This window comes from Agathobaculum ammoniilyticum (assembly GCF_025567315.1).
Classification (GTDB): Bacteria; Bacillota; Clostridia; order Oscillospirales; family Butyricicoccaceae; genus Agathobaculum; species Agathobaculum ammoniilyticum.
In genome coordinates, this window is record NZ_JAOQJE010000006.1 from 90,001 (window position 1) to 115,905 (window position 25,905).

At 55.5% G+C, this 25,905-nt stretch carries 21 protein-coding genes, 6 tRNA genes and 2 rRNA genes (1 of these 29 only partly in view); 26 read left to right on the forward strand and 3 right to left on the reverse strand.

The features are described from left to right. The 11 genes from OCV66_RS08320 to OCV66_RS08370 all read left to right on the forward strand — a co-directional run. Nucleotides 1-2,309, forward strand: a 23S ribosomal RNA gene (locus OCV66_RS08320) (it extends 534 nt beyond the left edge of the window). Nucleotides 2,310-2,424: 115 nt separating this feature from the next. Continuing rightward, nucleotides 2,425-2,500: transfer RNA gene (locus OCV66_RS08325), tRNA-Lys, on the forward strand. A 77-nt stretch (nt 2,501-2,577) separates the two neighbouring features. Beyond that, nucleotides 2,578-2,652 (forward strand) — tRNA-Glu (locus OCV66_RS08330). A 78-nt stretch (nt 2,653-2,730) separates the two neighbouring features. Further along, nucleotides 2,731-2,847, forward strand: a 5S ribosomal RNA gene (rrf, locus tag OCV66_RS08335). Between the two features lie 32 nt (nt 2,848-2,879). Then, nucleotides 2,880-2,955: transfer RNA gene (locus OCV66_RS08340), tRNA-Asn, on the forward strand. 64 nt (nt 2,956-3,019) lie between these two features. Then, nucleotides 3,020-3,096: transfer RNA gene (locus OCV66_RS08345), tRNA-Ile, on the forward strand. A 12-nt stretch (nt 3,097-3,108) separates the two neighbouring features. After that, nucleotides 3,109-3,185, forward strand: a tRNA-Asp gene (locus OCV66_RS08350). A gap of 39 nt (nt 3,186-3,224) precedes the next feature. Continuing rightward, nucleotides 3,225-3,300 (forward strand) — tRNA-Thr (locus OCV66_RS08355). A gap of 167 nt (nt 3,301-3,467) precedes the next feature. Beyond that, nucleotides 3,468-3,614, forward strand: coding sequence for a hypothetical protein (locus OCV66_RS08360; protein ID WP_153802387.1), 147 nt, complete (start codon nt 3,468-3,470; stop codon nt 3,612-3,614). Between the two features lie 15 nt (nt 3,615-3,629). Then, a complete protein-coding gene (locus OCV66_RS08365; protein ID WP_147574143.1) occupies nt 3,630-4,514 on the forward strand; it encodes a DegV family protein in 885 nt (294 codons plus the stop codon). A 97-nt stretch (nt 4,515-4,611) separates the two neighbouring features. Further along, nucleotides 4,612-6,432 carry a polysaccharide deacetylase family protein gene (locus tag OCV66_RS08370; RefSeq protein WP_082397103.1) on the forward strand — a complete coding sequence of 607 codons (1,821 nt, stop codon included), beginning with the start codon at nt 4,612-4,614 and terminating at the stop codon, nt 6,430-6,432. Between the two features lie 33 nt (nt 6,433-6,465). Here OCV66_RS08370 and OCV66_RS08375 read toward each other — a convergent pair whose 3' ends face one another. Further along, nucleotides 6,466-7,434: an RluA family pseudouridine synthase gene (locus OCV66_RS08375; protein WP_107631958.1), complete on the reverse strand. Its 969-nt coding sequence runs from the start codon at nt 7,432-7,434 to the stop codon at nt 6,466-6,468. Nucleotides 7,435-7,672: 238 nt separating this feature from the next. Here OCV66_RS08375 and OCV66_RS08380 point away from each other — a divergent pair, with 238 nt between their 5' ends. Continuing rightward, a complete protein-coding gene (locus tag OCV66_RS08380) occupies nt 7,673-8,737 on the forward strand; it encodes a LacI family DNA-binding transcriptional regulator (protein WP_054327263.1) in 1,065 nt (354 codons plus the stop codon). 146 nt (nt 8,738-8,883) lie between these two features. Beyond that, the gene (locus OCV66_RS08385; protein WP_054327264.1) at nt 8,884-9,687 is read left to right on the forward strand and encodes a hypothetical protein; all 804 of its coding nucleotides are present in this window, start codon (nt 8,884-8,886) and stop codon (nt 9,685-9,687) included. A 95-nt stretch (nt 9,688-9,782) separates the two neighbouring features. Here the strand turns inward: OCV66_RS08385 and OCV66_RS08390 are convergent, their stop codons facing one another. Continuing rightward, a complete protein-coding gene (locus tag OCV66_RS08390; RefSeq protein WP_054327273.1) occupies nt 9,783-11,375 on the reverse strand; it encodes a mannitol dehydrogenase family protein in 1,593 nt (530 codons plus the stop codon). A gap of 3 nt (nt 11,376-11,378) precedes the next feature. Further along, on the reverse strand, nt 11,379-12,449 hold the full coding sequence (gene uxuA / locus OCV66_RS08395) for a mannonate dehydratase (RefSeq protein WP_054327274.1): 1,071 nt from the start codon (nt 12,447-12,449) through the stop codon (nt 11,379-11,381). Between the two features lie 880 nt (nt 12,450-13,329). Between uxuA and OCV66_RS08400 the strand changes: the two genes are divergently transcribed. From OCV66_RS08400 to OCV66_RS08460, 13 genes are all read left to right on the forward strand, one after another. Further along, a complete protein-coding gene (locus OCV66_RS08400; RefSeq protein ID WP_054327276.1) occupies nt 13,330-14,355 on the forward strand; it encodes a zinc-dependent alcohol dehydrogenase in 1,026 nt (341 codons plus the stop codon). Between the two features lie 70 nt (nt 14,356-14,425). Continuing rightward, nucleotides 14,426-15,730, forward strand: coding sequence for an acetyl-CoA hydrolase/transferase family protein (locus OCV66_RS08405; RefSeq protein WP_054327277.1), 1,305 nt, complete (start codon nt 14,426-14,428; stop codon nt 15,728-15,730). Nucleotides 15,731-15,733: 3 nt separating this feature from the next. Continuing rightward, nucleotides 15,734-16,540 carry an enoyl-CoA hydratase/isomerase family protein gene (locus OCV66_RS08410; protein WP_107631963.1) on the forward strand — a complete coding sequence of 269 codons (807 nt, stop codon included), beginning with the start codon at nt 15,734-15,736 and terminating at the stop codon, nt 16,538-16,540. 77 nt (nt 16,541-16,617) lie between these two features. Beyond that, complete coding sequence (gene dctP / locus OCV66_RS08415) at nt 16,618-17,718, forward strand: TRAP transporter substrate-binding protein DctP (protein ID WP_147574144.1); 1,101 nt, start codon at nt 16,618-16,620, stop codon at nt 17,716-17,718. A 206-nt stretch (nt 17,719-17,924) separates the two neighbouring features. Then, on the forward strand, nt 17,925-18,437 hold the full coding sequence (locus tag OCV66_RS08420; RefSeq protein ID WP_107631965.1) for a TRAP transporter small permease: 513 nt from the start codon (nt 17,925-17,927) through the stop codon (nt 18,435-18,437). 39 nt (nt 18,438-18,476) lie between these two features. Further along, the gene (locus OCV66_RS08425; RefSeq protein ID WP_054327281.1) at nt 18,477-19,772 is read left to right on the forward strand and encodes a TRAP transporter large permease; all 1,296 of its coding nucleotides are present in this window, start codon (nt 18,477-18,479) and stop codon (nt 19,770-19,772) included. A gap of 150 nt (nt 19,773-19,922) precedes the next feature. Continuing rightward, complete coding sequence (locus OCV66_RS08430; RefSeq protein WP_054327282.1) at nt 19,923-20,438, forward strand: YceD family protein; 516 nt, start codon at nt 19,923-19,925, stop codon at nt 20,436-20,438. A gap of 45 nt (nt 20,439-20,483) precedes the next feature. Further along, complete coding sequence (gene rpmF, locus OCV66_RS08435) at nt 20,484-20,669, forward strand: 50S ribosomal protein L32 (RefSeq protein ID WP_054327283.1); 186 nt, start codon at nt 20,484-20,486, stop codon at nt 20,667-20,669. A 166-nt stretch (nt 20,670-20,835) separates the two neighbouring features. Further along, nucleotides 20,836-22,140 (forward strand): DUF512 domain-containing protein, encoded by a 1,305-nt coding sequence (locus tag OCV66_RS08440; protein ID WP_054327284.1) that lies wholly within the window; start codon nt 20,836-20,838, stop codon nt 22,138-22,140. A gap of 30 nt (nt 22,141-22,170) precedes the next feature. Further along, entirely contained in the window at nt 22,171-23,496 is a 1,326-nt protein-coding gene (gene der / locus OCV66_RS08445) for a ribosome biogenesis GTPase Der (RefSeq protein ID WP_147574145.1), read from the forward strand. A 24-nt stretch (nt 23,497-23,520) separates the two neighbouring features. After that, nucleotides 23,521-24,165: a glycerol-3-phosphate 1-O-acyltransferase PlsY gene (plsY, locus tag OCV66_RS08450; RefSeq protein ID WP_054327286.1), complete on the forward strand. Its 645-nt coding sequence runs from the start codon at nt 23,521-23,523 to the stop codon at nt 24,163-24,165. Beyond that, complete coding sequence (locus OCV66_RS08455; protein ID WP_107631967.1) at nt 24,162-25,175, forward strand: NAD(P)H-dependent glycerol-3-phosphate dehydrogenase; 1,014 nt, start codon at nt 24,162-24,164, stop codon at nt 25,173-25,175. The genes plsY and OCV66_RS08455 overlap by 4 nt, the downstream gene beginning before the upstream one ends. A 142-nt stretch (nt 25,176-25,317) precedes the next feature. Further along, a complete protein-coding gene (locus OCV66_RS08460) occupies nt 25,318-25,803 on the forward strand; it encodes a DUF6376 family protein (RefSeq protein WP_054327288.1) in 486 nt (161 codons plus the stop codon). Nucleotides 25,804-25,905: the final 102 nt, after the last annotated feature.

The window sequence follows — 25,905 nt, forward strand, 5'->3', positions numbered from 1 at the left end:
AAAAAGAACCTGAAACCTTGTGCCTACAAGCACCGAGAGCACGTTAAAGTGTGATCGGGTACTTTTTGTAGAACGGTCCGGCGAGTTAATATTTGCAGCGAGGTTAAGGTACTGGAGTACCGGAGCCGTAGCGAGAGCGAGTCTGAAAAGGGCGTATGAAGTTGCAGGTATTAGACCCGAAACCGGGTGACCTATCCATGAGCAGGCTGAAGCGGTGGTAAGACACCGTGGAGGGCCGCACCCACGTCTGTTGAAAAAGCCGGGGATGACTTGTGGATAGCGGAGAAATTCCAATCGAACTCGGAGATAGCTGGTTCTCCCCGAAATAGCTTTAGGGCTAGCGTTATTTTAGATTACCGGAGGTAAAGCACTGAATGGGCTAGGGGCCGCGAGGTTACCGAACCCTATCAAACTCTGAATGCCGGCTAATTGATGAATAGCAGTCAGACTACGTGAGATAAGTCTCGTGGTCAAAAGGGAAACAGCCCAGATCTACAGCTAAGGTCCCAAATGAACGCTAAGTGGAAAATGATGTGAAACTGCGAAGACAACCAGGATGTTGGCTTAGAAGCAGCCACTCATTCAAAGAGTGCGTAATAGCTCACTGGTCGAGTGGTTTTGCGCAGAAAATGTAACGGGGCTAAGCGTTCAACCGAAGCTTAGGCATTGCAGTAATGCATTGGGTAGGGGAGCGTCGTATAAGAGGCGAAGTCAGAGCGGAAGCACTGGTGGATTTTATACGAGTGAGAATGCCGGAATAAGTAGCGAGAATTATGTGAGAATCATAATGGCCGAAAATCTAAGGTTTCTTGGGGAAGGTTCGTCCGCCCAAGGTTAGTCGGGAGCTAAGGCGAGGCCGAAAGGCGTAGTCGATGCACATACGGTAGAAATTCCGTAACCACCGAACTTTAAGCATAAGGGACGCTTTCATTAAGGTTAACCCGGGCGATGGTTGCCCCGGGCGTAAGGGACCGAAATTTAGTAGGGAAGTAACTGGCGTGAGAGACGAGAAAAGCTTATGTGTATACTAAGGTGCCCGTACCGCAAACCGACACAGGTAGATGGGATGAGTATTCTAAGGCCAACGGGAGAAGGGTTGTTAAGGAACTCGGCAAATTGGCCCCGTAACTTCGGGATAAGGGGCGCCTGCGAGAGCAGGCCGCAGTGAAAAGGCCCAAGCGACTGTTTAGCAAAAACACAGCTCTCTGCTAAATCGAAAGATGACGTATAGGGGGTGACGCCTGCCCGGTGCTGGAAGGTTAAGGGGAGTGCTTAGCGCAAGCGAAGGTGCGAACTTAAGCCCCAGTAAACGGCGGCCGTAACTATAACGGTCCTAAGGTAGCGAAATTCCTTGTCAGGTAAGTTCTGACCCGCACGAATGGCGTAACGATTTGGGCACTGTCTCAACAGCCCGCCCGGCGAAATTGTAGTACCGGTGAAGATGCCGGTTTCCCGCAACTAGACGGAAAGACCCCATGGAGCTTCACTGTAGCTTGATATTGGATCTCGGTATTCCATGTACAGGATAGGTGGGAGCCTGGGAAGCAAGTGCGCCAGCATTTGTGGAGGCAACCTTGGGATACCACTCTTGGGATATTGGGATTCTAACCTGCGGCCATGAATCTGGTCGGGGGACACTGTCAGGTGGGCAGTTTGACTGGGGCGGTCGCCTCCTAAAGAGTAACGGAGGCGCTCAAAGGTTCGTTCAGCACGGACGGAAATCGTGCACTGAGTGTAAACGCATAAACGAGCCTAACTGCGAGAATGACGGTTCGAGCAGTAACGAAAGTTGGAGTTAGTGATCCGGCGGTATGTGAATGGAAATGCCGTCGCTCAACGGATAAAAGCTACCCTGGGGATAACAGGCTGATCTCCCCCAAGAGTCCACATCGACGGGGAGGTTTGGCACCTCGATGTCGGCTCATCGCATCCTGGGGCTGAATTCGGTCCCAAGGGTTTGGCTGTTCGCCAATTAAAGCGGTACGCGAGCTGGGTTCAGAACGTCGTGAGACAGTTCGGTCCCTATCTGTTGCGGGCGCAGGAATATTGAGAGGAGCTGTCCTTAGTACGAGAGGACCGGGATGGACGTACCGCTGGTGCACCAGTTGTTCCGCCAGGGGCATAGCTGGGTAGCTAAGTACGGACGAGATAAACGCTGAAGGCATCTAAGCGTGAAACTCCCCTCGAGATAAGTGTTCCCATCCTTTATGGAGTAAGGCCCCTTGTAGACTACAAGGTTGATAGGTCAGGAGTGGAAGTGCAGTAATGTATGCAGCGGACTGATACTAATAGGCCGAGGGCTTGACCTCATATTAGAGGCAATCTCAGATTTTACTCTTTGTTTGCCATAGTTATTGTTCAGTTTTCAAGGTGTAAGACCTTCTGTTTCTGCGAAAAGAAAATTTCTTTTTCAAGGAGAAGCATGCACCATTAGCTCAGTTGGTAGAGCAACTGACTCTTAATCAGTGGGTCCACGGTTCGAGCCCGTGATGGTGTACCAGAAACGGTGCGCTGTGGGATTGGCCGAGTTCAGTCCCACGGTGGAGCCGGCAAGCATACCGAAAGCAGGCTGGAAATGGCCCGTTGGTCAAGCGGTTAAGACGGCGGCCTCTCACGCCGCAAACGGGGGTTCGATTCCCCCACGGGTCACCATCTTTGACGGTTGACAAGATGGCGGCGATGTGGTATGTTTTACAAGGTGAGTAAATGCCTGGAGCATTTCTCGATATAGTGCGTATCTATGGTGATGAGGGTACACCTGTTCCCATTCCGAACACAGTAGTTAAGCTCATTTACGGTGACAATACTTGGCTGGCGACGGCCTGGAAAGATAACTCGATGCGCACACCAGCGAATCCAGTAAAGGATTCGCTTGATATTCCTCAATAGCTCAGTTGGTAGAGCATGCGGCTGTTAACCGCAGGGTCGTTGGTTCGAGTCCAACTTGAGGAGCCATTTGATAAGGCTTTGCCGCCACATATTATGGTGGCGGCAAAGTGCTATCACTCCATGTTGATATGGGCCTTTAGCTCAGTTGGTTAGAGCAACCGGCTCATAACCGGTCGGTCCCGGGTTCGAGTCCCCGAAGGCCCACCAAATTTTATATTTGGCCCGGTAGCTCAGTTGGTTAGAGCGCCAGCCTGTCACGCTGGAGGCCGTGGGTTCAAGTCCCATCCGGGTCGCCATTACAAAACGGCGACTGTTTGATCGCCGTTTTGTATTATGCTGTTGTAGCTCAGTAGGTAGAGTGCATCCTTGGTAAGGATGAGGTCGTCAGTTCAACTCTGATCAACAGCTCCAAAAAGCCCTGCTGCTTTGTGCGGCGGGGCTTTCTTATTTGGGAATACTGTGGATGACTTCGTGTTAGAAGTGTGATATACTATATACAATATTTTGAGGGCGTGATATCGAAAGGGGTATCCTGTATGACGATTTTGGCCTGTGAATGTGGTAACGAGATTTATATTATGGATGAAACGGAAGCGACCGCCTGGCAGTGTGACGCGTGTGGCCAATGGTATGATTTTTTCGGCGTGAAGGTCGTCCCGCCGCAGGAGCGCAGAAAGACAATTTCGCCGCACTTGATTAATTGGAGCGCGGGCGAGGAACTTTAAGCAGCAGGAGGAGTTATGAATCAACAGAAGATCGCTTTGCTTACCGACTCCTGTGCGGATATTCCGCAGGCGGATATCCGCAAATACGGTATTTTTGTCGTGCCGCTCAAGCTCATCTTTTCTGATGGGGAATATGCCGATGGCGTGGATATTAGTGCCGTTGAGGTGTATCGCCGACTCAAAAAGGAGATCCCGAAGACAACGCTGCCCGACGGGGGACAGGTGTCAGATACCTTGGAGCGCATCCGGCAGGCAGGCTATACGAAGGTCCTTGCAATTAATTTTTCAAGCGGCCTCAGTGGGACGCATAATTTGATCCGGCTGATCGGCGAGCAGACCGTGGGCCTAGAGATTGCCGCCTTTGATACGTTGAGCGGTTCGCTTGGCACAGGTATGACCGTGCTACAGGCGGCCCGCTGGATCGAGGAGGGCTGGACTTGGCCGGAGCTGCTGCGGGCTATCCCGCCCTTGATGCGGGCAACGCATGTTTTCTTTTGTGTCGATACGCTGGAATATCTGCAGAAAGGCGGCAGAGTAGGCAAGATCACGGCGGTTGCGGGGACAATGCTACAGATCAAGCCGATCCTCTCCTTTGCGCCTGACGGGGAACTGATCAGTGTGGCGAAGATCCGTGGGAGAAAAGCGGCGGTCGATCAGATGGTGCGAATGGCCACAGCCCTGGTGCCGCGCGGCGCACGCTTCAATTTGGCTGTCGCGCATGGGGACGCGCCGGAGGAATTGAAGGTGATCCGCAGCCTGGCGCAGAAAAGCCTACCTGATTTTGAAAATTTCATGGAGGGCGAGATCGACTGTACCCTGGGCGCGTATGTGGGACCGCATCTGCTTGGAGTGGGCGTACAGCTCTTAACCGACGCGGTGCTGTCGAAAAAGGGCGAATAGTAACGATACTGTAACTGTTTTTGCATGGGTTATATGTTATAATACGGTATTGGTAGTATGTAGCAATTGATATTAGGTAGGAAGGAATGAATGAGGCATGTCTTATCAAACGGCGTACCGGTCTCGATACCGCCGTCATAGACGACGCCGCCGGAATAGCCACTGGGGTGTGCTGATTGCATTGATTCTAGTGATCGTCATTGCGATCCCTGTCGCGTTTCATATCGTGAAAGGAATTTCCGGCGCGATTTTTGGAGGAAGCCAGAATCAACTGGTGCTTCAAATGAATAACGGCAAGGCGCTGCTGGGTGATGATGTGGTCGATCTGGGCAGCGCGGCGCCGTTTCGGGATCAGAACGGGAATGCTTATGTTCCGGTCAAACCGGTCTGTGACAATCTTGAATTTTCCCTTACTTGGGATCAGGCCACAAAAACGATCACAGTCAGTGATAATAAGCTGACGGTACAGGCGCAGATTGACAGCACATCGCTGCGCGTGAACGAGGCGGCGCAGACTATGGCTCTGGTACCGCGCCTGTCGGATGGGACCGCGTATGTTCCGGCAAAGGAATTCTGCCGGGCGTTGTCCCTGCAGGTAAATGATTTGGGAAGCGGGCAGGGAGATCTGGTTGTACTCACGAAATCCAAAAAAGAGCTGAAAGAGGATAAGCTGAACGAGATCGCGGAGAAGGCTTTGGAAAAGCTTGGCCCGTCTCAGCAGACGTTGCAGCAAACCAGTGTGCTGATGCGTGTCGGCTCAGATAAGCTTGTGCGGGGCGGGCAGTCCGCGCAGATGGTGCAGGACGGGGAGCGGCTGGGCGCCGCCGTGATCGAGCAGGATGGGCTGCGCTATGTTCCGCTCAAGGCCGCGATTACGACGCTGGGCGGGACCGCGGAGTTTGACGGGAGCGCCGAATGGACGATCAACTATGACGGGATTCAGTCCACCGTGCGGGACAATGCCAAGACCAAGGTTGGCGGGGACCGCGTGAAGGGGGACGATATCAAGGTTCATACGGATGAAAACGGGCGTTTCTATGTTTCAGCGCCCCTGTTTGCGGCGCTGGTCGGCAGAAACTATACCGACCTTGCGGATGAAGAGGGTACTTTTGCGTTCACAAAAGGCTCGCTGGAGGGCTTTGACAGCCAGAAGGCATATCTCGATACCATGAAAAGCGCGCTGACCGACGCGGTCGGCGGAGATATCCCAGAGGCCGACGTATATGTTGCCTTGACCTTTGACGATGGGCCGACCGGCGCTACGGACACCTATCCGAACGGTTACACGGCAACGCTTCTGGAGGAGCTGAAAAAGCGCAATGTCCATGCGACATTCTTCATGTGTGGCTACCGCATCAAGGACTTCCACAGCCATATGGAGCAGTACCTTGCGGATGGGCATGAGCTGGGCAACCACACCATGACGCATCCGATGAGCCGCCTGACACATCTGGACGCGGCGACCGTGCGCGACGAGGTGGAGTCCAACAGCGAATTGATCGAATCGTATACCGGCCAAAAGCCGACGGTCATGCGTCCGGTCGGCGGCGGCGTCAACGACACGGTCAAGGAGCAGATGAAAGCGCTCGGTCTGCCGATCATCAACTGGAGCGTTGATACGCTGGATTGGAGCACCAAGACCGATCCGGAGAGTGTGAAAGACCATATCATCAACGAGGTCGAGGACGGCGATATCGTGCTGATGCACGATATCTGGCAGGGTACCCTGCCAGGCGTGTTGGCAGCCATTGACGAGCTGCAGAGCCGCACGGACAAAACGTATGCGTTCGTTACGGTTTCCGAGCTGGCCGCGGTCAAGGGCATCACGCTGGAGCCCGGCATGGTTTACAGCAACCTGTCGGATGCAACGGTGCAGGCCATTGAGGATGGAACGTATAAGGAAAATATTTTCGATTAAAAACAAAGCAGCAGCCTGTGGGCTGCTGCTTTGCTATAGGTGGTATTCAGGGAAATATTTTTGGACGAAAGGGACGTCCTGCACGGTAAAGGTTTTCCCATCCAGATAGGAAAGCGCGCCGGCATCCGTTTGGAAATGGAAGGACAGCGAATAGGCATACAATGCTTGGCCGAATTCGCCGTAAGGACGGTTGCGCTCATTTACGCCGTATTTGCCATCGCCTAACAGCGGACAGCCGATCGAGGCCATGTGCGCCCGAATCTGATGGGTGCGGCCGGTGAGCAGCTCGCATTCGACAAGGGAAAGTCGGCCGCTGGAAGCGAGCGTCCGGTAACGGGTGCGCGCGGTTTTGGCACCGGGGACGCGTGTGCTGTGCAGGGTGACCTGCTTGCGCGTCTCGTCGCGGCGCAGATAGTTTTCGATCAGCCCTTCGGCTGGCTGTGGACGGCCGTGAACAACGCACAGATAGCGTTTCTCGAGTTCACGGGATTTGATCCTGTCGTTCAGGATACGCAGCGCCTCGGCCGTTTTCGCGGCAATTACGATGCCGCCAGTGTTGCGGTCAATGCGGTTGCACAGCGCGGGGGCGAAGGATGCGGCGGCGGACGGCTCCCAGGCGCCGGACTGATACAGATAGGCCTGAATATGGGCGATCAGCGTATCTGTGCCGCCGCGCTCGTCCGCATGCACCACCATACCGGGCGCCTTATCGGCAAGGAGGATATGGCTGTCCTCATAGACCACACGGACGCGGGGGTGTGAAATATGCCGGTAGGCATCCTCCTCTTGGGGTGCGTCAAAGTAGCTGTCGTTCAGATAAAGCTGCACCACGTCGCCCGCTATGAGCTTGTAGCTGGCCTCGGTGCGCTTCCCATTGATCTTGATGCGCTTAAGGCGCAGGTATTTATGCATCTGCCCGCCGGAAAGCAGGGGAACTGTTTTGCCAAGGAATTTGTTCAAGCGCTGCCCGCTGTCATTGGATGTGATGTGGTATTCTTTCAATGGAAAGCCCTCTTTTGTCTCCAAGGATAATATGGGAATAGTATACCTCATTTTTATCAAAAAAGGAAGTAGCAGTTGCGGCAAACTGGAGAAAATATATAGAATATGCACAAAGTATAATAACAAAACAGAGTAAATTTGACGAAAATATCCGCAGCAGGGAATCATATATTGATTGGCTCTTGTCAAGCCTGTATAATTATATTGAGAGAGAGGCGGGGAAAAGGAGATAGTGGTCTTGAAGAAAAGTATGACGATCACGGAAATTGCCAAAGAGGCGGGCGTTTCCAAATCAACGGTTTCTCGCGTGCTGAATAATAAATCAGATGTATTGCCGGGAACAAAAGAGCGTGTGCTCCGCGTGATACGCGAGCACCAGTTTCAGCCGAATGCTTACGCGCGCAGCATGTCACAGCGGCGCAGCCGAACGATCGGCGTGGTTGTGCCGCACGATATCGATTACGTTTTTCAGAACCAGTACTATATGGAGATTCAACGCGGCATTCTTAAAGCGATGACGAAGCGGGGATACTATGCGTTGATGCTCTGCTGTCGGGACATGAAAGAAGCCTTTGACGCGGTGCTGCAGAAAAGGGTGGATGGCCTTTTGCTCATCAGTCCGCTTTATGAGCATACGCCGTATATCAACGAGCTGCTGGAGCATCATGTGCCGCTGGTGCTGATCGGGAAGTCGCCTGCGTCGCAGCAGGTCTATCAGGTCTGCATCGATAACTATATGGGCGCGCTGAGCGCGATGCAGCATTTGTTCGGGCTGGGACACAGGCGGATCGCCTTTATTAACGGTCCGCACTTCCTGCCGTCGAGCGAGGAGCGCCGCCGGGCTTATCTGGACGGTATGGCGCGGCAAGGGAACGCGGTCCTGCCTGGCATGGTGCGCGAGGGGTATAACTCCATTGATTCGGGCTATCAGATCGCCAATCAGATCTTAAACGAATTTCCGGATGTTTCGGCGCTGTTCGTTGCGTCTGACTATATGGCGATCGGTGTGCTGGATACCATTCATGACCGCGGGATGCGGATTCCGCAGGACATTTCGGTTGTCGGGTTTGATAATATCCAAATGTCGGAGCAGGTGACGCCAAGCCTGACCACGGTCAGCCAGCAGATTGAGGAAAAAGGCCGGATTAGCGTAAACCTGCTGATGGACCTGATCGAAGGGGCGCCGACGCCGGAGGGAAGGGTGATCGACGTGGAAGCAAAGCTGATCGTGCGCGACAGCACGGGACCGGTTTCTTCCCGTCAGCCGGATTCTCCCTGGAAAACACACCATATTGCCTTGTAGGACGGAAAGATGCTTGCAAAAGGGCGGGCGGCTGCGGCTGCACCGCCTTTTTTAACGGGTTATTGTCGCAAACAGGCATGAAAAGACTTGCGATTTGAACATGGTACCGGTATAATAGAACTGTTGAGTTTAGGAGTGATTACATTATGGTGAAATTGGTCAAGCTGTTCCCGCAGTACATGCTTCTGCCGGCGGTCGGCGGTATTGCGCTGTTGGCGGCGGCGGGCTATATGGTAAAACGGGGCATATCGTTCTGGCTGGCGCTGGCTGTTCTGGTGATTGGCTTTGCAATTTTGTACATCCTGGCGCTGTCCTACGGGGTGAGCGCCCTGCAGAACCGGCTTGCCTGGCTGTATCAGAACCTTGAGCCTGAGCGCTTTCTGGAAAAGTTTGAAAAGCTTCTGCCCCGTGCGAAAAAGACACCCGCGCTCGAAGTCACGGTTCGGGCTTACCTGGCGGATGGCCATGCCGCGATCGGGGAATTCGATCAGGCGCTTGCCCTGTTGGACGGCGCGCCGGTTGTTACGGAAGAAAGCGAACGCCTCAGCGCGGCGCTGCTGATGCTCAATAACAAGGGCCTGATTCATTTCCGGATGGAAAACGCAGAAAAGGGCAAGGAATGCCTGGACAAGATGCGCGAACTGCTGGAGCGGCAGGATGAGGCGGCACAGAAGCGCTATGCAGAGAATGTGCGTATCCTGCAGTGCCATTACGACGCGCTGACCGGTGTGTGCCAGGATGACGCATACCTGCGTGAACTGGTCCGCAACGGCACCACCGCGCTCTTTCGGGTGAATACCAGCCTGCTGCTGGCGCGCGTCTATCTGTCACAGGGAGAAATCAATATGGCGCGGGCTTATTTGGAGCAGACGATTGAAAAGGGACGGGACTGGCTGTGGCCGACGAAGAAAGCACAGCAAATGCTGGCAGCGCTTCCGGCGGAAGAATAACAAATGAACGCGGGCGTCAAAGCGCCCGTGTTTTTTTATGGGTATGGATAACAAAAGCTCCCGCACAGATGTGCGGGAGCTTTTGTTTATTTCTTTTACGCAGTATACTTTTTGAGCGTTGCCCGGATTGCGCCGGGGCCGGCCATCATTTCCTTCCAGTAGCCGATGACCTTATCCGCAAGGCCGCAGGCATACAGGTCGATGCCGAAAATAGACGCGTCGTGTAGGATTGGCTCCAGCTTGGCGACAGCGGCGTCGTCCGCCTTGCCCAGCTCGATGCCGGACAGTTTTTCCTGCAGGGAGGCGAGCAGCGGGTCGGCACTGCACTGGAACGCATTTCCCTCGTCGTCAACCGCGAGCAGGTAGCGCAACCAGCCGGCCAGAACCAGCGGGATATACTTCAACTCGGCAGCCTTGCCGGGGCCCATCGCGTCGTAATTCTTGATCGCGTTGCCAAAGCGGATCGAAACCTTCTGGGAAGTATCGGTTGCGATACGCTGCGGGGTGTCCGGAATGAACGGATTGGGCAGGCGGGTCTCAAACACTTCGTCGAGGAACGCCTTCGGGCTGAGCACGCCCGGGTCAACCACAACAGGCATGCCCTCGATGTGGCACATACGGTCGATCAGGGTGTACAGCTCATGGTCCTGTACTTCCTTAGCGATCGAGGTATAGCCGAGCATGCAACCATAAACCGCCAGCGCGGTCTGGGGCGGGTTGAGGCAGGTGCAGACTTTCATCATTTCCACCTTGTTAACCGTGTCGCGGTCGGTGAAGATAACGCCGGCCTTGTCCAGCGCCGGACGGCCGTTCGGGAAGTCGTTTTCGATAACCAGGTACTGCGGGCGCTCGGCGTTGACGAACGGCGCGATATAGGTGTTCTTGCTGGTTACGAACGGGTGCATATCCTCCAGACCGTCGGCCTCGAGCTGGTCCGCAATCTCCGGAGCCGGACGGGGAGTGATCTTGTCGATCATCGACCACGGGAACGAAACCTTTTCGGTCAGATAAGCATACTCTTCATCAGAGATCTGGCCGTTCTTCTTCCAGGCGTCGACAAATTCCATGATCGCACCCTGGAGCTTCGCGCCGTTGTGCGAGCAGTTATCCATCGAAACCATGGCGAGCGGCTTGCCGCAGGTATGCATGCGGTGCAGCAGCAGGGTGGCGAGCTGCGCCATGAAAGACTTGCAGGCGGAGGGACCGTTCTTCATGTCCTCCACAGCAGCCGGAACAAGCTCCTGCTTGGCGTTGCGCAGGGAGTAGCCCTTTTCCGTGATGGTGAACGAAACCATCTGCAGGGACGGGGCGGCAAAAATCTCCTTGACGCGATCAAGGTCATGCAGCAGGGTGGTGGTTTCCGCAACCGAGCCGATGACTTCCTTTTCAATGCGGCCGTCGGCCTCGAGGGTAACGGCAACCGTAAGGTTGTCTACCTTGTGGAAGCACTTGGTCACGATCTCGTCGTCGTAGCTCTCGCAGGTGATGATGCCGGTGTCCATGTCGCCGCTCCCGATCAGGTGCTGGGCCACAGCCGCCTGGAACGCACGGAACAGGTTGCCTGCGCCGAAATGCAGCCAAGTCGGCGCAGCCTTGGTCCTGGCCGCGACAGCCTCAATGTCAAACGCCGGCAGAGTATAGCCCTTCCAGGCTTCCTTATCTTTCAAAGATGCAATAGAAAGTTTCATTGCTTAATGAGCTCCTTCCAGTTTCTCCAGCATGTCCCAAACGCCCCACAGATACATGATGCCGAGCGCGCGGTCGTACAGGCCGTAGCCGGGGCGGCATTTCTCGTTCCAGATGTGGCGGCCGTGGTCGGGACGCATATAGCCGTCGAAACCGCAGTCGTGATAGGCCTTCATGATTTCCAGGATGCCGACATCGCCGTCGCAGTCGCGGTGGGAAACCTCAGAGAAGTCGCCGTTTTCATAGTGCTTGACGTTGCGGACGTGCGCGAACGCGATGCGGTCGCAATAGGAGCGGATGATGTCGGCGATGTCGTTCTTCTCGTTGGCGCCGAGCGAGCCGGAACACAGGCACAGGCAGTTGTTCGGATGGTCGACCATTTTGAGGAACTTGCCGATCGCTTCCTTGTTGACCAGCAGGCGCGGCAGGCCGAAGATGTCCCAGGGGGGATCGTCCTGATGGATGGCCATTTTGATGCCGGTCTCCTCGCAGGTCGGCATGATCGCTTCGAGGAAGTACTTCAGGTTTTCCCACAGCTTCTCTTTCGTAACGGGCTTGTACTTTTCAAACAGCTCGTCGAGCTGGGCCATGCGCTCAGGCTCCCAGCCGGGCATGGTGTAGCCCTTACAGCCCTTGAGGATATAATCGGCCATTTCCTTGGCGTCCTCGCGGATGACCGACTTTTCATAGTAAAGCGCAGTCGAACCGTCCGGCAGCGGGTGGAACAGGTCGGTGCGGGTCCAATCGAAAACGGGCATAAAGTTATAGGTAACAACCTTTACGCCGCACTGCGCCAGATTGCGCAGGGTGATCTTGTAATTTTCGATATACTGATCACGGGTCGGCAGGCCGATCTTGATATCGTCGTGTACGTTAACCGATTCGACGACGTCGATATTGAAGCCTGCGTCCTCAATGATCTTCTTTTCATGCATGATCTCGTCGACCGTCCAGATTTCACCGGCCTGCTTATGGTGCAGAGCCCATACGATGCCGGTAACGCCGGGGATTTGCTTGATGTCGGCCAGGGAAACGCTGTCGTTGCCTTCGCCGTACCAGCGGAATGTCATTTGCATAGCAAAACCTCCTTAAAATATTGAACTTTCTGTGCCCACAGGCAGGGAGATCGCTTGTATCGCAGCCCGCGGTACCAGATTGGGCGGAAACGTTCCCACCTGCTTGAAAACACCCTCCATACATAACAGGATGGAGGGCGTCGGCGGCCGCGCCGCCGGATCAAAACGTGGAATGAAACCACCACTCACTGACATTATAATACATACCGGAAAGTTGTCAAGCAAACGGTTTTTTTCAAGATTAAAATTCGGAAACAAAAATAATTTTTTTTGACGAGTAGTTTCACCGAATTATGAAATATCTTGCGATAAAATTGTGAAAAATAAACAAGAATGAAATGATAAATTTGTGACAATGCATATTGAAATTGACGCTCTGTGAAAATGTTAACAAAAAATTAAATGAATATTCTGCACGCTCTACAAAAACCTGAAATGAGTGGTGAATTCTTTTGTGGGGTATTGACAATCGTTGTCTGGACAATTATAGTATTACTGTGCTGTAGAAAACTACTGTATTGTGTTGCTGCGCGAAAAAACAACAAAAGCAGGCACTTGTTTTTGTGTTTCGCATGCGCGGCGGAACGGCGATGGCCGTGAGGGATGGACAACCATTGTTGCGCGATAAGAACCTTGGTAAAGGATATGGCGGCAGGATGGTGTCTATTTTATGTAGGGGGTGTGAAACCGCTCCCGAAACCGTGGCCGAAGATTTCCCGTTTTTCGACAACAAGGGGGTACCCCCCTTGTTCTGTTGGAAGCATCGCTTCCAACAGAACAAGATAACGGAGACTGGAGACTGGGAAGCGGCGCGCCGGTTCTGGCGAAGCAGAAATATGGTAGCTGGGAACAGACGTCAAGTTGAGGAGGATACTTGATTATGAAAAAGCTTTTGTTAACCGATTTCTTCAAGGTCGAAACGGTGGAGTCGCCGATTCCGGAGCCCGGCCCCGGACAGGCGGTTGTCCGCATCAAGTATGCGGGCATCTGCGGTTCTGACTTACATATTTTCGCGGGCCAGCACCCGACCGCCAAGCCGCCCCTTGTGATGGGTCATGAGGCCTGCGGCGAGGTTTACGCTATTAACTCTGAGCGTACCGACATCAAGGTCGGCGACAAGGTCTGCTCCCACACCATCGAGCCCTGCAACGCCTGCGTGGGCTGCCACGAGGGCCGCGAGAACCTGTGTACCAACGTTAAGATCATGGGTACCTCGATGGATGGCGTGTTCACCCAGTATATGCTGGTAAACGCCGACCGCCTGATCAAGTTCAATGACGACGTTGATATGAAGATCGCCGCGCTGGTCGAGCCGCTCACCGTTGCGGTACACGACACCCGCCGCGCGGGCGTCCGTCCGGGCGACGACGTATTCATCGCCGGCGCCGGCACGATCGGCGTGCTGATCGGCATGATGTGCAAATTCTCCGGCGCGGGGCATGTTGTTCTGGCCGAGATCAATCAGGACCGTATCCGCATCGCCAAGGAGCTTGGCTTTGACGTAGTCGATATTTCCGCTCCGGACTTCGTGGATCAGTGCATCGCGATTGCCGGCGGCAAGTTCGATATCCTGTTTGAAGCCACTGGCTTCCAGGGCGGTTATGACGCCTGCTTCAACCTGATCAAGCAGGGCAGCACGATGGTCCAGGTCGGCATGCCGCCCAAGGGTACCATCTTCAACACGGACATCAACACCATTATCTATAACGAGGCTTCGATGCTCGGCGTGCGTCACCACACGATGACCAGCATGGAGGGCGCGGCCAAGATTATTAACTCCGGTGCGATGAACGAGCAGCTCGCCAAGGTCGTTTCCGCGGTTTATCCGGTCGACCAGGCGATGGATGCGTTCGAAAAAGCGAGCAAGGATAAGTCCATGCTCAAGGTATTGATCGACTTTACCTGATCGCCGTTCGAATTTAGCCTTTTGAGAGAGGGCTTGAGGGGTTCGAGTGGCAGTTGGAGGTCGAACTAAAATGAAAGACTGGAGAGCGATCTATCAGTCGAAGCTCACGACCGCGGAAGAAGCGGTCAAGCACATCCCGAACCATTGCCGGGTATTCTTCGGCCATGGCGCAAACGAACCGTTGGTACTGACCGACGCGCTGGTAGCAAACTACGAGCAGTATGAGGACGTGGAGATCTGCCACTGGGTACCGATGGGGAAGGGCGAGTACACCCAGCCCAAGATGAAGGGCCACCTCAATTACAACGGCCTGTTCCTTGGTCCGGTGACACGCGCCTCCGTCAATGAGGGACGTGCGGATTATACCCCGTTTTATTTCCATCAGTCGCCGCGCTTTTTCACCGACGGGACGTTCCCGATCGATGTTGCATTGGTATCACTGACCCCACCGGATGAACACGGCTTCTGTTCGTTCGGCGTATCGGTCGGCGGCACAAAGCCGGCTGCGCTTTCGGCCAAGATGGTGATCGCGCAGATCAACGACCAGATGCCCCGCACGATGGGCGATTCATTTATCCATGTGTCCCAGATCACCTATGCCGTGGAAGCTTCGCGGCCTCTGCCCGAGCTGGGCGGCGGCAAGATTGGTCCGGTTGAAGAGGCGATCGGCCGCAACTGCGCCAGCCTGATCGAGGACGGCTCCACGCTGCAGCTTGGCATTGGCTCCATACCGGACGCCGTGCTCAAGTTCCTGGGCGACAAGAAAGACCTCGGCATCCATTCCGAAATGTTCTCCGACGGCGTCGTCGACCTGTATGAGCAGGGCGTCATCACCGGCGCGGCCAAGACCGAAAACAAGGGCAAGATGGTCGCGGCGTTCCTGATGGGCAGCAAAAAGCTGTACGACTTCGTTGATAATAACCCTGACGTTATGATGCTCACGGTGGATTATGTAAACGACCCCGTGGTTGTCTCGCGCCAGAACAAGATGGTTTCCATCAATTCCTGCCTACAGGTCGATTTCAACGGCCAGGTCAACTCCGAGTCCATGGGCATCAACCAGTTCTCGGGGATCGGCGGCCAGCTCGACTATGTGCGCGGCGCGTCCATGTGTCCGAACGGCAAGTCCATCTTGGCGATGCCGTCCACGGCCAAGCATGGCACGATCTCCCGCATCGTACCGGTGTTCGAGCCAGGTACGACGGTCACGACGACCCGCACCGACGTGCATTACATCGTGACGGAATACGGCGTGGCGAATCTGCGCGGCAAGAGCCTGCGCGAGCGCGCAAGGCTGCTGATCAACATTGCGCATCCGGATTTCCGAGACGAACTCTGGGCCGCATATCATGCGCGTTATGGCGAGGAGGGCTGAAGCATGGCAACGAGAACGGTAGAAATGGTCGGGGAGCATAAGCTGGAGCAGGTTTTCCTGACAGTAGAAGATCATATTGGCATTTTAACGCTGCACAACCCGCCGGTCAACGCGGCCAGCGGCACGGTGCAGGAAGAGATCATCATGCTGTGCGATTATATCAACCATGATGACGATATATGGGTGTGCATCATGCATTCCGACCTCAAGACGTTTTGTGTGGGCGTTGACATCAAGCGCTTCAAAAAAAGCATTGATGACAAGGACGTTACCAATACGCAGGAGGTATATTACGACGGTGCGCTCGCGTTGTACGAGCTGCGCGTGCCGCTGATCTGCGCGGTGCATGGCCACTGCCTGGGCGGCGGCCTGTGCTATCCGGCCGGCGCGGACATCACGATCGCGGTCAAGGGTACGGTATTCGGCGCGCCGGAGGCAAAGCTTTCGGTCGTCGGCGGCTCGGGCCATCTAGCCCGCATCCTGCCGCCGCAGATCCAGCGCGACATGTGCTACTGCGGCACGTTTATCACCGCGGAGGAGCTGACCAAGTACGGCGGCGTGACCAAGGTTGTCGATACGCTGGATGAGCTAATGCCCGCGGCGATGGACAAGGCGCGTGAGATCTGCAAGCGCGGACCGCTCGTACTGCGTTACCTCAAGGCGTGCATGAACGCACAGGAGGATTTCCAGATGAAGCGCAAGAACGATCTGGAGGTCACCTACACGCGGTATATGGCGCGGCACAAGGACTTCAACGAGGGCGTTACCGCGTTCCTCGAGAAACGCGAGCCGCAGTATACCGGCGAATAAATAGTATATCAGGCTGGCCCCCCCCCAGCCTGCATATAAATCTCACTTTTAAGAAAGCGAAGAAAAGAGGTTGTAACATGAAGAAAAGATTACTCGCGGCGCTTCTGGCGTCTGCCATGGCTCTGTCTCTGGCTGCTTGTGGCAACACCGACACCGGTGCGGACAATGGCGGCGATGCAGCGGCTAACGGTGGCTCCTCCAATGAGCCGGTCGTTCTGAAGATGAACTCCATCAAGACCACCTCCGACCCGATGTACGAAGCTTGGTCGAACTTCTGCGACCGCATCAACGAGGCTGCCAACGGCACGCTGGACGTTCAGATCTACCCGTCTGAGTCCCTGGGCGCCACCACCGACGTAATCGAATCCATTTCCAAGGGCGCTGCCGCTATTCAGGACTGCGACTTCTCCCACCTGGCTGACTACGTTCCGGACTATTCCGCGTTCATGATGCCTTACCTGCTCCAGAAGCCGGAAGACGTTGGTAACCTGTGGCTGTCCGACTTGGGCCAGGAGCTTGAGGCTCAGCTCCATGAAAAAGGCATGCGCATTATCACCGCCGTTTACTTTGGCGAGCGCAACTGGCTGACCAAGTCCCCGATGCCGGACCGCGCTGCTGCTTCCACCATGAAGCTCCGCTGCGCTCCGACCAAGATGTGGACCGAAATGGTTAACGTCATGGGCGGCAACGCTACCACCTGCACCTGGTCCGAGACCTATCAGGCTATCAGCCAGGGCGTTGCGGACGGCGCTGAGTCCCCGATCCATATCCTGTACTCCGCGAAGCTGCACGAGGTTGCTAAGTACCTGAACTACACCCGTCACCTGTATGCTCCGACCATCATGGTTATGTCGGAAGAAGTATACCAGTCCCTGCCGGAAGAGGGCAAGAAGGCGATCGACGAGGTCGGCCAGGCTTACCCGGCGCAGGCTATCGAAGAGGTTGAGTCCGTTGTTGGCCCGATGCTCGAAGATATGATCAACGAGGGCGTTCAGGAAGTTTACCCGACCGACGAGGCGATCCAGGAGTGGCGCGACTATTCGTTCGAGCACGTTCCGGAAGCTTTCCCGGAGTGGAGCGACAATCTGGTAGAGCGCATCCAGGAAGCGATCGGCGCGACCGATTCCAGTGCTTCTGCTGATACCGATGCCGCCGCGGATGACGCAGCTGCTGCGTAAAACCTGATTGGTGCTTTCGATCTACTTAATTACGATAAGAATCTAATGATGTAGAACGGTTGTATGCCGCGCCGTTAAAACGGGGGGAACTGGTTTGACGGCGCGGGTATGACTGTTTCATACCCACCTCATGTTGACTCTGACTCTTTTTTGCTACATTCCATTTCGCAAATAGCTTTTTGTGAAAGAAAGGCGTGAATTAATCTGTGAACGAGAACAAACAAGGCTTTTTCAAAAAGTTTATTAACGATTGGGAAATGTACATTGCAAGCGTAGGTTTCGTTGTAATGTGCCTGGCGATTATCATTAACGTATTTTCGCGTTTCGTTATCTCCAAGTCCTTTGCATGGGCGGAAGAGGTATCGTATCTGGGCTTTGCCTATACCGTGTTCTTCGGTGTTTGTACTTTGTATAAGAACCAGGGCATGATCGCGATTGACGTCATTGTGGACCGCCTTCCCAAACTCCCGAAGCGTATTATCTACATCATCAATTTTGTCATCCTGGCGATTGGTAATGCGGTTCTTACCTATTACAGCTTTATCCTCACCGTGGAGGCGTGGGTTCGTCCTACGGCTGCGCTGCGTATTCCGTATACCTTTATGGACCTTCCGGCGCTGATCGGCTTCTTTGTCATGTGCCTGTACTCGCTTCGTTTCCTGTACTGGTCCATCATCGGCAAGGAGTTCGCGGAAACTTCGCTGGAAAACCGCGCATAAGGAAGAATACACGTTTACTATGGAAGGAGGTAAAGAGAAATGTCATTTACAGTATGGTTTCCACTTCTCCTGCTGTTTCTGTTTCTCTTCATGAAAATACCGGTGGCGTTTTCGCTCGCATTCTCCACACTGGTATACTTTATGTTTAACTCGTCGTCTCAGCCGACGGATATTATGGTTCAGAACATGTTGTCCGGTACAACATCGTTCACCTACCTGGCAATCCCGTTCTTTACGGCTGCCGGTGTTATCTTTAACTATTCAGGAATCACAGAACGACTGATGAACCTCTGCGAGCTGCTCGTTGGTAAGTTTGCGGGCGGTCTTGCGCAGGTTAACATCGTTCTTTCCGCTCTGATGGGCGGTCTGTCCGGTTCCGCGAACGCGGACGCAGCGATGCAGTCCAAAATGCTGGTTCCGGAAATGGAGCGCCTGGGCTATTCCAAGGAGTTTTCGACCGTTGTAACGGTTGCATCCTCCTGTATCACCCCGATCATCCCGCCCGGAATCGTTCTGATTCTGTATGCAACTGCGTCGGGCGTTTCCATTCAGGAAATGTTCTATGCCGGCTATTTCCCCGGCTTCCTGATCATGGTTGCTGAAATGGCGCTGGCAGGCATCCAGTCCCGCAAGCGCGGCTATAAGCCCACCCGTGATCGCATCGGTACCGCGAAGGAGTTCGCACAGAACCTGAAGCAGTCCATCTGGGCGCTGTTCCTGCCGTTCGGCCTGATCATGGGCCTGCGTTTCGGTGTGTTCACCCCGACCGAAGCCGGCGCCTGCTGCATCGTTTACGCTCTGTTGGTCGGCGCGCTGATTTACCGCACCATCCATGTCAAGCAACTGCTGCCGATCCTGCGTGAGTCCGTTGAGGCTACCTCCGGCATCATGCTGATCATCTGCGCGTCTATCGCGTTCGGCAAGTTCCTGACTTGGGAACGTATCCCGATGATTATTTCCGAAGCGATCTTGGCGATTTGCCACACGGATTGGCAGTTCCTGCTGCTGGTCAACATCCTGCTCGCTATTGTTGGTATGTTCTTCGAGGGCGGCGCTGCAATGATCCTGCTCGCCCCGCTGCTCGTACCGGCTGCGCAGAGCTTGGATGTAAACCTGATCCACTTCGGTATCGTTATGGCGATCAACCTGACGCTGGCCGGCGTTACCCCGCCGTTCGGCGCGATGATGTTCGTTTCCACCTCGATTACAGGATGTACGTTCTCCGGCTACTGCAGAGAGGTGTGGCCGTGGATCATAATGCTGTTTGCGGTGCTACTGATATTCACTTATGTACCCGGCATTATTCTGTTTGTACCGAACCTGCTCATGGGCTGATAAGGCAGATTTGTGTTATAAAAGGTTCCGTCCATCCGGACGGAACCTTTTATCATTAAAATGCGCCGATGCGCCGATGATAAAGTCGTTTTTTGCTTGACAAAGGGCAAAAGGGTGTAGTATACTATCTTAGTACCATGTGAGGTTGACATGAAGATTGATTTGCGAAAGCTGACCGGCTCGAATACCGTCAGCATCCCGTTTTCCGAAACGCTTGATTTGCGGGAGGAAACGCTGTATGGCGCGAAGCCGTTCCAAAGTCCGGTTCAGATCAGCGGGGAGGTTTCGAACGAGAGCGGCGTCCTGCGGCTGAAAGGGACGATCAAAACGATTTACTCCACCGCCTGCGCCCGCTGTCTGAAGCCGTTGGATATTCTGCTGACAGCCGAGACGGATATGATTTTGTCGGACGACCCTGAGACGGAGGAAGAGGACGATCTTTTCGTGCTGACCGGTGACAGCGTGGATCCTGCGGACGTATTGGTGCCGGCATTGATCCTGCAGGTACAGATGACATATCTGTGCAAGGAGGACTGCAAAGGCCTCTGTCCGCACTGCGGCGCCGACCGCAACGAGGTTGACTGCGACTGCGACAAAAAGCAGATCGATCCGCGTTTTGCCGCGCTGCGCGCCCTGCTCGACTCTGATGAGGACAAGAGCACATAAAACAGTCAAACAAATTGAGAAGATAGAGTAGGAGGTGTATCCACCATGGCAGTACCGAAGAGAAAGGTTTCGAAAGCCCGTCGCGACAAGCGCCGCAACTCCCATTGGAAGCTCTCTTTGCCCGGCATGTCCAAATGCCCGAAGTGCGGCGAGATGAAGCTGGCTCACAGAATGTGCAAGGCTTGCGGCTATTACAACGGCCGTGAGGTTGTCGCCGTTAAGGAAGCGTAAGGCTGAAAACAGAACAAAGGATGGAGAAGGCGGCAACGGCTTCTCCATTTTTTTCGCCCTCGATCGGATCCATGGTTTCGGTCGGGCGTGATGGCGGGTGCGGCCGGATGCGTCCCAGGGGGAAACGTTCCGGCAAGCGTGAAAAATGCAGAAAGGAGGGCGCTGGATGGCGTCAAAAATTGTCAGTGTGGATGCGGGCAGTCCGGCGGCGCGCGCGGGACTGCGGGCGGGGGAGACTCTGCTGCAGATCGATGGGACAGCGATCCGTGATGTGCTGGATTACAAATTTTACAGCTACGACGCGCGGCTGACGCTCCGCGTGCTGGAAGCGGATGGGGAAAGCGTCCGCGAGGTGCGTGTGCGCAAGCGCGAGGGCGAGCCGCTCGGCCTGAATTTCGAGCATTATCTGATGGACGGGATGAAGCAGTGTTCGAACAAGTGCGTGTTCTGCTTTATCGACCAGCTGCCCCGTGGGATGCGCAAGACGCTCTATGTAAAGGACGACGACGCGCGCATGTCCTTCCTGATGGGGAATTATATCTCCATGACCAACTTGTCGGACGCGGATGTGGACCGTATCCTGCGGATGCATATTTCGCCGGTCAATATCTCGGTGCAGACCACCAATCCGGAGCTGCGCGTCAAAATGCTGCAGAACCGCCGCGCGGGCGAAGCACTTCGGATCATGAAGCGCTTCGCGGAGGGCGGCATCACGATGAATTGCCAGCTCGTCGTGTGCAAGGGGCTGAACGACGGGGAGGAGCTGCGCCGCTCGCTGAACGATCTGAAGAAGCTCTATCCCGCGGTGAATACAATCTCGGTCGTGCCGTTCGGTATGACACGCCACCGCGAGGGGCTGTATCCACTGGAGGCGACGGATAAGCCCTGCGCGGAAGCGATTCTGGATATCGTCGAGCCGTTCGCGCAGGAATGCTTGCGCGAGCTCGGCACGCGCCTGGTCTGGTGCGGGGACGAGCTGTACCTCAAGGCGGAGCGCCCGTTGCCGAATACGGTGTATTACGAGGAGTTTACCCAGTTTGAAAACGGCATCGGCATGCTGCCGTTGTTCATGGAGGAGTTCCGGCTGGCGCTGCCGGATTACGAGGGGCGCGCGGCGCGGCCGTTTACCATTGCGACCGGCACGGCCGCCGCGCCTTCTCTGGCGGTCCTGCTTGACGAGGCGGCCGCAAAATGCGATAATTTAAGCGGCAGAGTCGTGGCGATTCGCAACGATTTCTTTGGGCCGCTGGTCTCGGTTGCCGGACTGATTACCGGCCAGGATCTGATCGCCCAGTTGAAAGGGCGGGACTTGGGCGAGCGCGTGCTGATCTCCGCCAATATGCTGCGGGATGGGGGAGACGTGTTCCTGGATGATTGCACGCCGGAACAGGTGTCGGACGCGATCGGCGTACCCATCGTTCCGGTCGAGATCGACGGCGCGGACCTGCTCGCCAAAATTTTTGAAGATTAGCCCCCGAAAAGCAAAGAGGAGGGAAAGGATATGCCAAAGCCGATTATGGCGATTGTCGGCCGGCCGAACGTCGGTAAATCACAGCTGTTTAACCGCTTGGCGGGCAAGCGCCTGTCCATTGTGGAGGATACGCCGGGCGTAACACGCGACCGGCTATATGCGGAAAGCGACTGGCGCGGACGTGATTTTACCATCATCGACACCGGCGGCATCGAACCGTCAAACGACAACGAAATTTTGCAGTTCATGCGCTTTCAGGCGGAAACTGCGATCTCCCATGCGGATGTGATCGTGTTCATCACCGACCTGCGCACCGGCGTGACCGCGGCGGATCAGGATGTGGCGGCGATGCTGTTGCGTTCGGGCAAGCCGATCGTGCTGGCGGTCAATAAATGCGATAAGCCGGGCGACCCGCCGGCGGAGTTTTATGAGTTTTATAACCTCGGCCTGGGAGAGCCTTACGGCATCTCCGCACTGCACGGTTATGGCGTGGGCGAGCTGCTGGACGCGGCTTACGAGCATTTCCCGCCCGAGGAGGAGGGCGAGGAAGCGTCGGACCGCATCCGCGTCGCGCTGATCGGTAAGCCGAACGTGGGCAAGTCCAGCCTGCTCAACCGCGTGCTGGGCGAGGAGCGCGTGATCGTTTCCAATGTGGCGGGTACGACGCGTGACAGCGTGGACGCCGATCTGGACAACGCGCACGGCAGGTTCACCTTTATCGACACGGCGGGCATCCGCAAAAAAAGCAGGGTGGACGAGAAGATTGAGAAATATTCGGTTATGCGCTCCCTGCTCGCGGTCGAGCGCGCGGATGTGTGCGTCATTATGATCGACGCGACCGAGGGCGTGACCGAGCAGGACACCAAGGTCGCGGGCGAGGCGCATAATGCCGGAAAGGCCTGCATCATTGTGGTCAACAAGTGGGACCTGGTGGAAAAGGACGGCTCCACGATGAAGGAATACACGCTGCGCGTGCGCGAGGGGCTGGCATACATGCCCTATGCGCCGGTGCTGTTCATTTCCGCGCAGACTGGACAGCGCGTGGATAAGCTGTTCGCCCTGATCAAAGCGGTACACGAGCAGAACCATATGCGCATCCCGACCGGCCGCCTGAATTCCATCCTGGCCGAGGCGACCGCGCGCGTGCAGCCGCCGACTGACAAGGGGCGCCGCCTGCGTATCTTCTATATGACGCAGGCATCCACCTGTCCGCCGACGTTCGTCTGCTTCTGCAACGATGCTCGCCTGTTCCACTTCTCCTACCAGCGGTATCTGGAAAATCAGATCCGCGAGGTGTTCGGACTGACAGGCACGCCCGTGCGCATGGTGATCCGTGAGCGCGGGGACAAGGATTAAATTAATTTCTTGGGGGACGACAACATGACATTGACGCAATTTGCCATCATTGCGGTGTGCGGCTACCTGCTGGGTTCGCTGAGCTTTGCAATCATCGTCAGCAAGGTAACGCTCGGCAAGGATATCCGCAACTATGGCAGCGGCAACGCCGGACTGACCAACGCCTACCGCACAATGGGGGCGGGCAAAACGCTGTTCGTGTTGCTGGGGGACATTGCAAAGGGCGCGGCAGCAATCTCGATCGGCGCGCTTCTGGTTGGACCGGTCGGCAAGCTGGTGGCCGGTATTTTCGTGATACTGGGGCATATGTTTCCTGTGTACTTTGGCTTCCGCGGGGGAAAGGGCGTGCTGGTCGGCGCGGTCATGTTGCTCCTGTTCGACTGGCGCATTTTCCTGATCGCGTTCGTGCTGTTTTTCCTGGCGGTTGCGGTGACGCGCTGGATCTCGCTTGGCTCGATTCTGGGCGCGGTCAGCTTCCCCATTACGACCCTGCTGTTCTACCGCGATTCGGTTTTGACCGCGATGGCATTCGGTATGGCGGTGGCGGTCATCTTCATGCACCGGAGCAATATCATGCGTATGCTGCACGGGGAAGAGAACAGGTTTTCCTTCAAAAGTAAAAAGACCATTGAGAAAATAGCTTCCGATGGAGAGGAGAGCGGAAAATGAAGGTTTTTGTATTGGGTACCGGCGGCTGGGGCATTGCGCTGGCTATGCTGCTGCACCATAACGGCCATGCGGTGACCTCCTGGACCTTTTTTCAGGAGGAATGCGACCTGCTGCATCGCGAGCGGGCAAACGAAAAGCTGCTGCCAGGGGTGAGGATTCCAGAGGGGATCACGGTCACGACTGATATGTCGGGCGCGGCGGAAGCGGACCTGGTGGTGATGGCCGTCCCGTCCTTTGCCGTGGCTTCGACCGCGGAGCAGCTCTCCCGCATCGTTCCAGCGGGTACGGTGATCGTCAATGTGGGCAAGGGGCTGGATTCCCAGCACGGCTACTGCCGCTTCTCGGAAACGATCGACCGTGCGATGGGCGGCCGCAACCCCGTGGTAGCGCTGACCGGCCCGACCCACGCGGAGGAGGTGGCCCGTGGGGTGCCGACCGCGATTGTTGCCGCATCAGCGAGCAGGGCGGCGGCTGAGCTGACGCAGGCTGCGTTTATGAACGATACCTTTTTCCGTGTGTACACCTCGTCCGACCTGGTCGGCTGCGAGCTGGGCGGCGCGTTCAAAAACATTATCGCTCTTGGCGCGGGTATTTCGGATGGCTTGGGCTTGGGGGATAACTCCAAAGCCGCGTTTATGACGCGCGGCCTGACCGAGATCGCCCGTTTGGGGGTTACGCTCGGCGCCAAGCAGGAGACCTTCGCGGGGCTGTCCGGCGTGGGGGACCTGATCGTTACCTGCTGCTCGATGCATTCGCGCAACCGCCGCGCGGGTATCCTGATTGGGCAGGGCAAGACCGCACAGGAGGCAATGCAGGAGGTCGGCGCGACCGTGGAGGGCTATTACGCGACCGAAGCCGGCTACCGCCTGGCCCAGCAGCAGGGGGTGTCCATGCCGATCACCGAGGCAATGTATGAGGTGCTGTATAACGGCCTGTCCGCTAAGGAAGCCATACGCATGCTCCTGGGGCGCCCACGGCGCGGGGAGCATGAGGAAGTCTGGTTCCACTAAAAATTAATAGGTAGAATAAACAATAAGAAAAGTATTTCCTGTTGCATTTTTTGCCACAAAAATTCTTTACTTTTTCACGCTCTTTTTGTATAATGATACCATAGCTTATGCTAAAATTTGTAAGGTCATAAGGAGAAAGAGTATGAAAAAGAACATGACGAAGCGTTTGCTGGCCGCGCTGCTGGCGGCGGTAATGGCGTTATCGCTGGCTGCGTGCAGCGGCGGGGACAACGCCGGCAGCGGGGATCAGGCGGCGTCGGCCGCGCTGACCGAGGAGGAATACCAGCAGGCGGTAGAGGATCTGGGCGCGGAGATGACCGAGATCCAGAACAATGCCAGCACCGCAATGACCGATCCGGAGTCTGCGAAAGAGGTTCTGGAGTCCATGAAGGCACCGCTTAACGACTTTATCGCAATCACCCCGCCGGAAGCCTATGCGGCGGGACACGAGAAGATGCAGTCCGGCTGCCAGTCGATGATCGATTTTATCGATACAGTCGTGGCAATGACGGAGGAAACCGACCAGACCAAGCTGACGGAGCTGGTATCCCAGATGGATGAGCAGCTGCGTACCGCTGTCAACGATATGGCGGAAGGCGCGAGCCTGCTGGATGAGGCGAGCAATTAACCGGCTGCCGGAAACCGTTCACCAAAAAGGCACCCCATAGGGGTGCCTTTCGTTTGCACTTTACCTTGCGGTTTGGTATAATATTATATATTGCTTTTGCTT

Bases quoted from the DNA above. Each gene is read 5' to 3' on its own strand.
- OCV66_RS08360 (WP_153802387.1), top strand. From the start codon at position 3,468: ATGGATGAAACGGAAGCGACCGCCTGGCAGTGTGACGCGTGTGGCCAA.
- OCV66_RS08365 (WP_147574143.1), top strand. From the start codon at position 3,630: ATGAATCAACAGAAGATCGCTTTGCTTACCGACTCCTGTGCGGATATT.
- OCV66_RS08370 (WP_082397103.1), top strand. From the start codon at position 4,612: ATGTCTTATCAAACGGCGTACCGGTCTCGATACCGCCGTCATAGACGA.
- OCV66_RS08385 (WP_054327264.1), top strand. From the start codon at position 8,884: ATGGTGAAATTGGTCAAGCTGTTCCCGCAGTACATGCTTCTGCCGGCG.
- OCV66_RS08390 (WP_054327273.1), bottom strand. From the start codon at position 11,375: ATGAAACTTTCTATTGCATCTTTGAAAGATAAGGAAGCCTGGAAGGGC.
- uxuA (WP_054327274.1), bottom strand. From the start codon at position 12,449: ATGCAAATGACATTCCGCTGGTACGGCGAAGGCAACGACAGCGTTTCC.
- OCV66_RS08400 (WP_054327276.1), top strand. From the start codon at position 13,330: ATGAAAAAGCTTTTGTTAACCGATTTCTTCAAGGTCGAAACGGTGGAG.
- OCV66_RS08405 (WP_054327277.1), top strand. From the start codon at position 14,426: ATGAAAGACTGGAGAGCGATCTATCAGTCGAAGCTCACGACCGCGGAA.
- OCV66_RS08410 (WP_107631963.1), top strand. From the start codon at position 15,734: ATGGCAACGAGAACGGTAGAAATGGTCGGGGAGCATAAGCTGGAGCAG.
- dctP (WP_147574144.1), top strand. From the start codon at position 16,618: ATGAAGAAAAGATTACTCGCGGCGCTTCTGGCGTCTGCCATGGCTCTG.
- OCV66_RS08425 (WP_054327281.1), top strand. From the start codon at position 18,477: ATGTCATTTACAGTATGGTTTCCACTTCTCCTGCTGTTTCTGTTTCTC.
- OCV66_RS08430 (WP_054327282.1), top strand. From the start codon at position 19,923: ATGAAGATTGATTTGCGAAAGCTGACCGGCTCGAATACCGTCAGCATC.
- rpmF (WP_054327283.1), top strand. From the start codon at position 20,484: ATGGCAGTACCGAAGAGAAAGGTTTCGAAAGCCCGTCGCGACAAGCGC.
- OCV66_RS08440 (WP_054327284.1), top strand. From the start codon at position 20,836: ATGGCGTCAAAAATTGTCAGTGTGGATGCGGGCAGTCCGGCGGCGCGC.
- der (WP_147574145.1), top strand. From the start codon at position 22,171: ATGCCAAAGCCGATTATGGCGATTGTCGGCCGGCCGAACGTCGGTAAA.
- plsY (WP_054327286.1), top strand. From the start codon at position 23,521: ATGACATTGACGCAATTTGCCATCATTGCGGTGTGCGGCTACCTGCTG.
- OCV66_RS08455 (WP_107631967.1), top strand. From the start codon at position 24,162: ATGAAGGTTTTTGTATTGGGTACCGGCGGCTGGGGCATTGCGCTGGCT.
- OCV66_RS08460 (WP_054327288.1), top strand. From the start codon at position 25,318: ATGAAAAAGAACATGACGAAGCGTTTGCTGGCCGCGCTGCTGGCGGCG.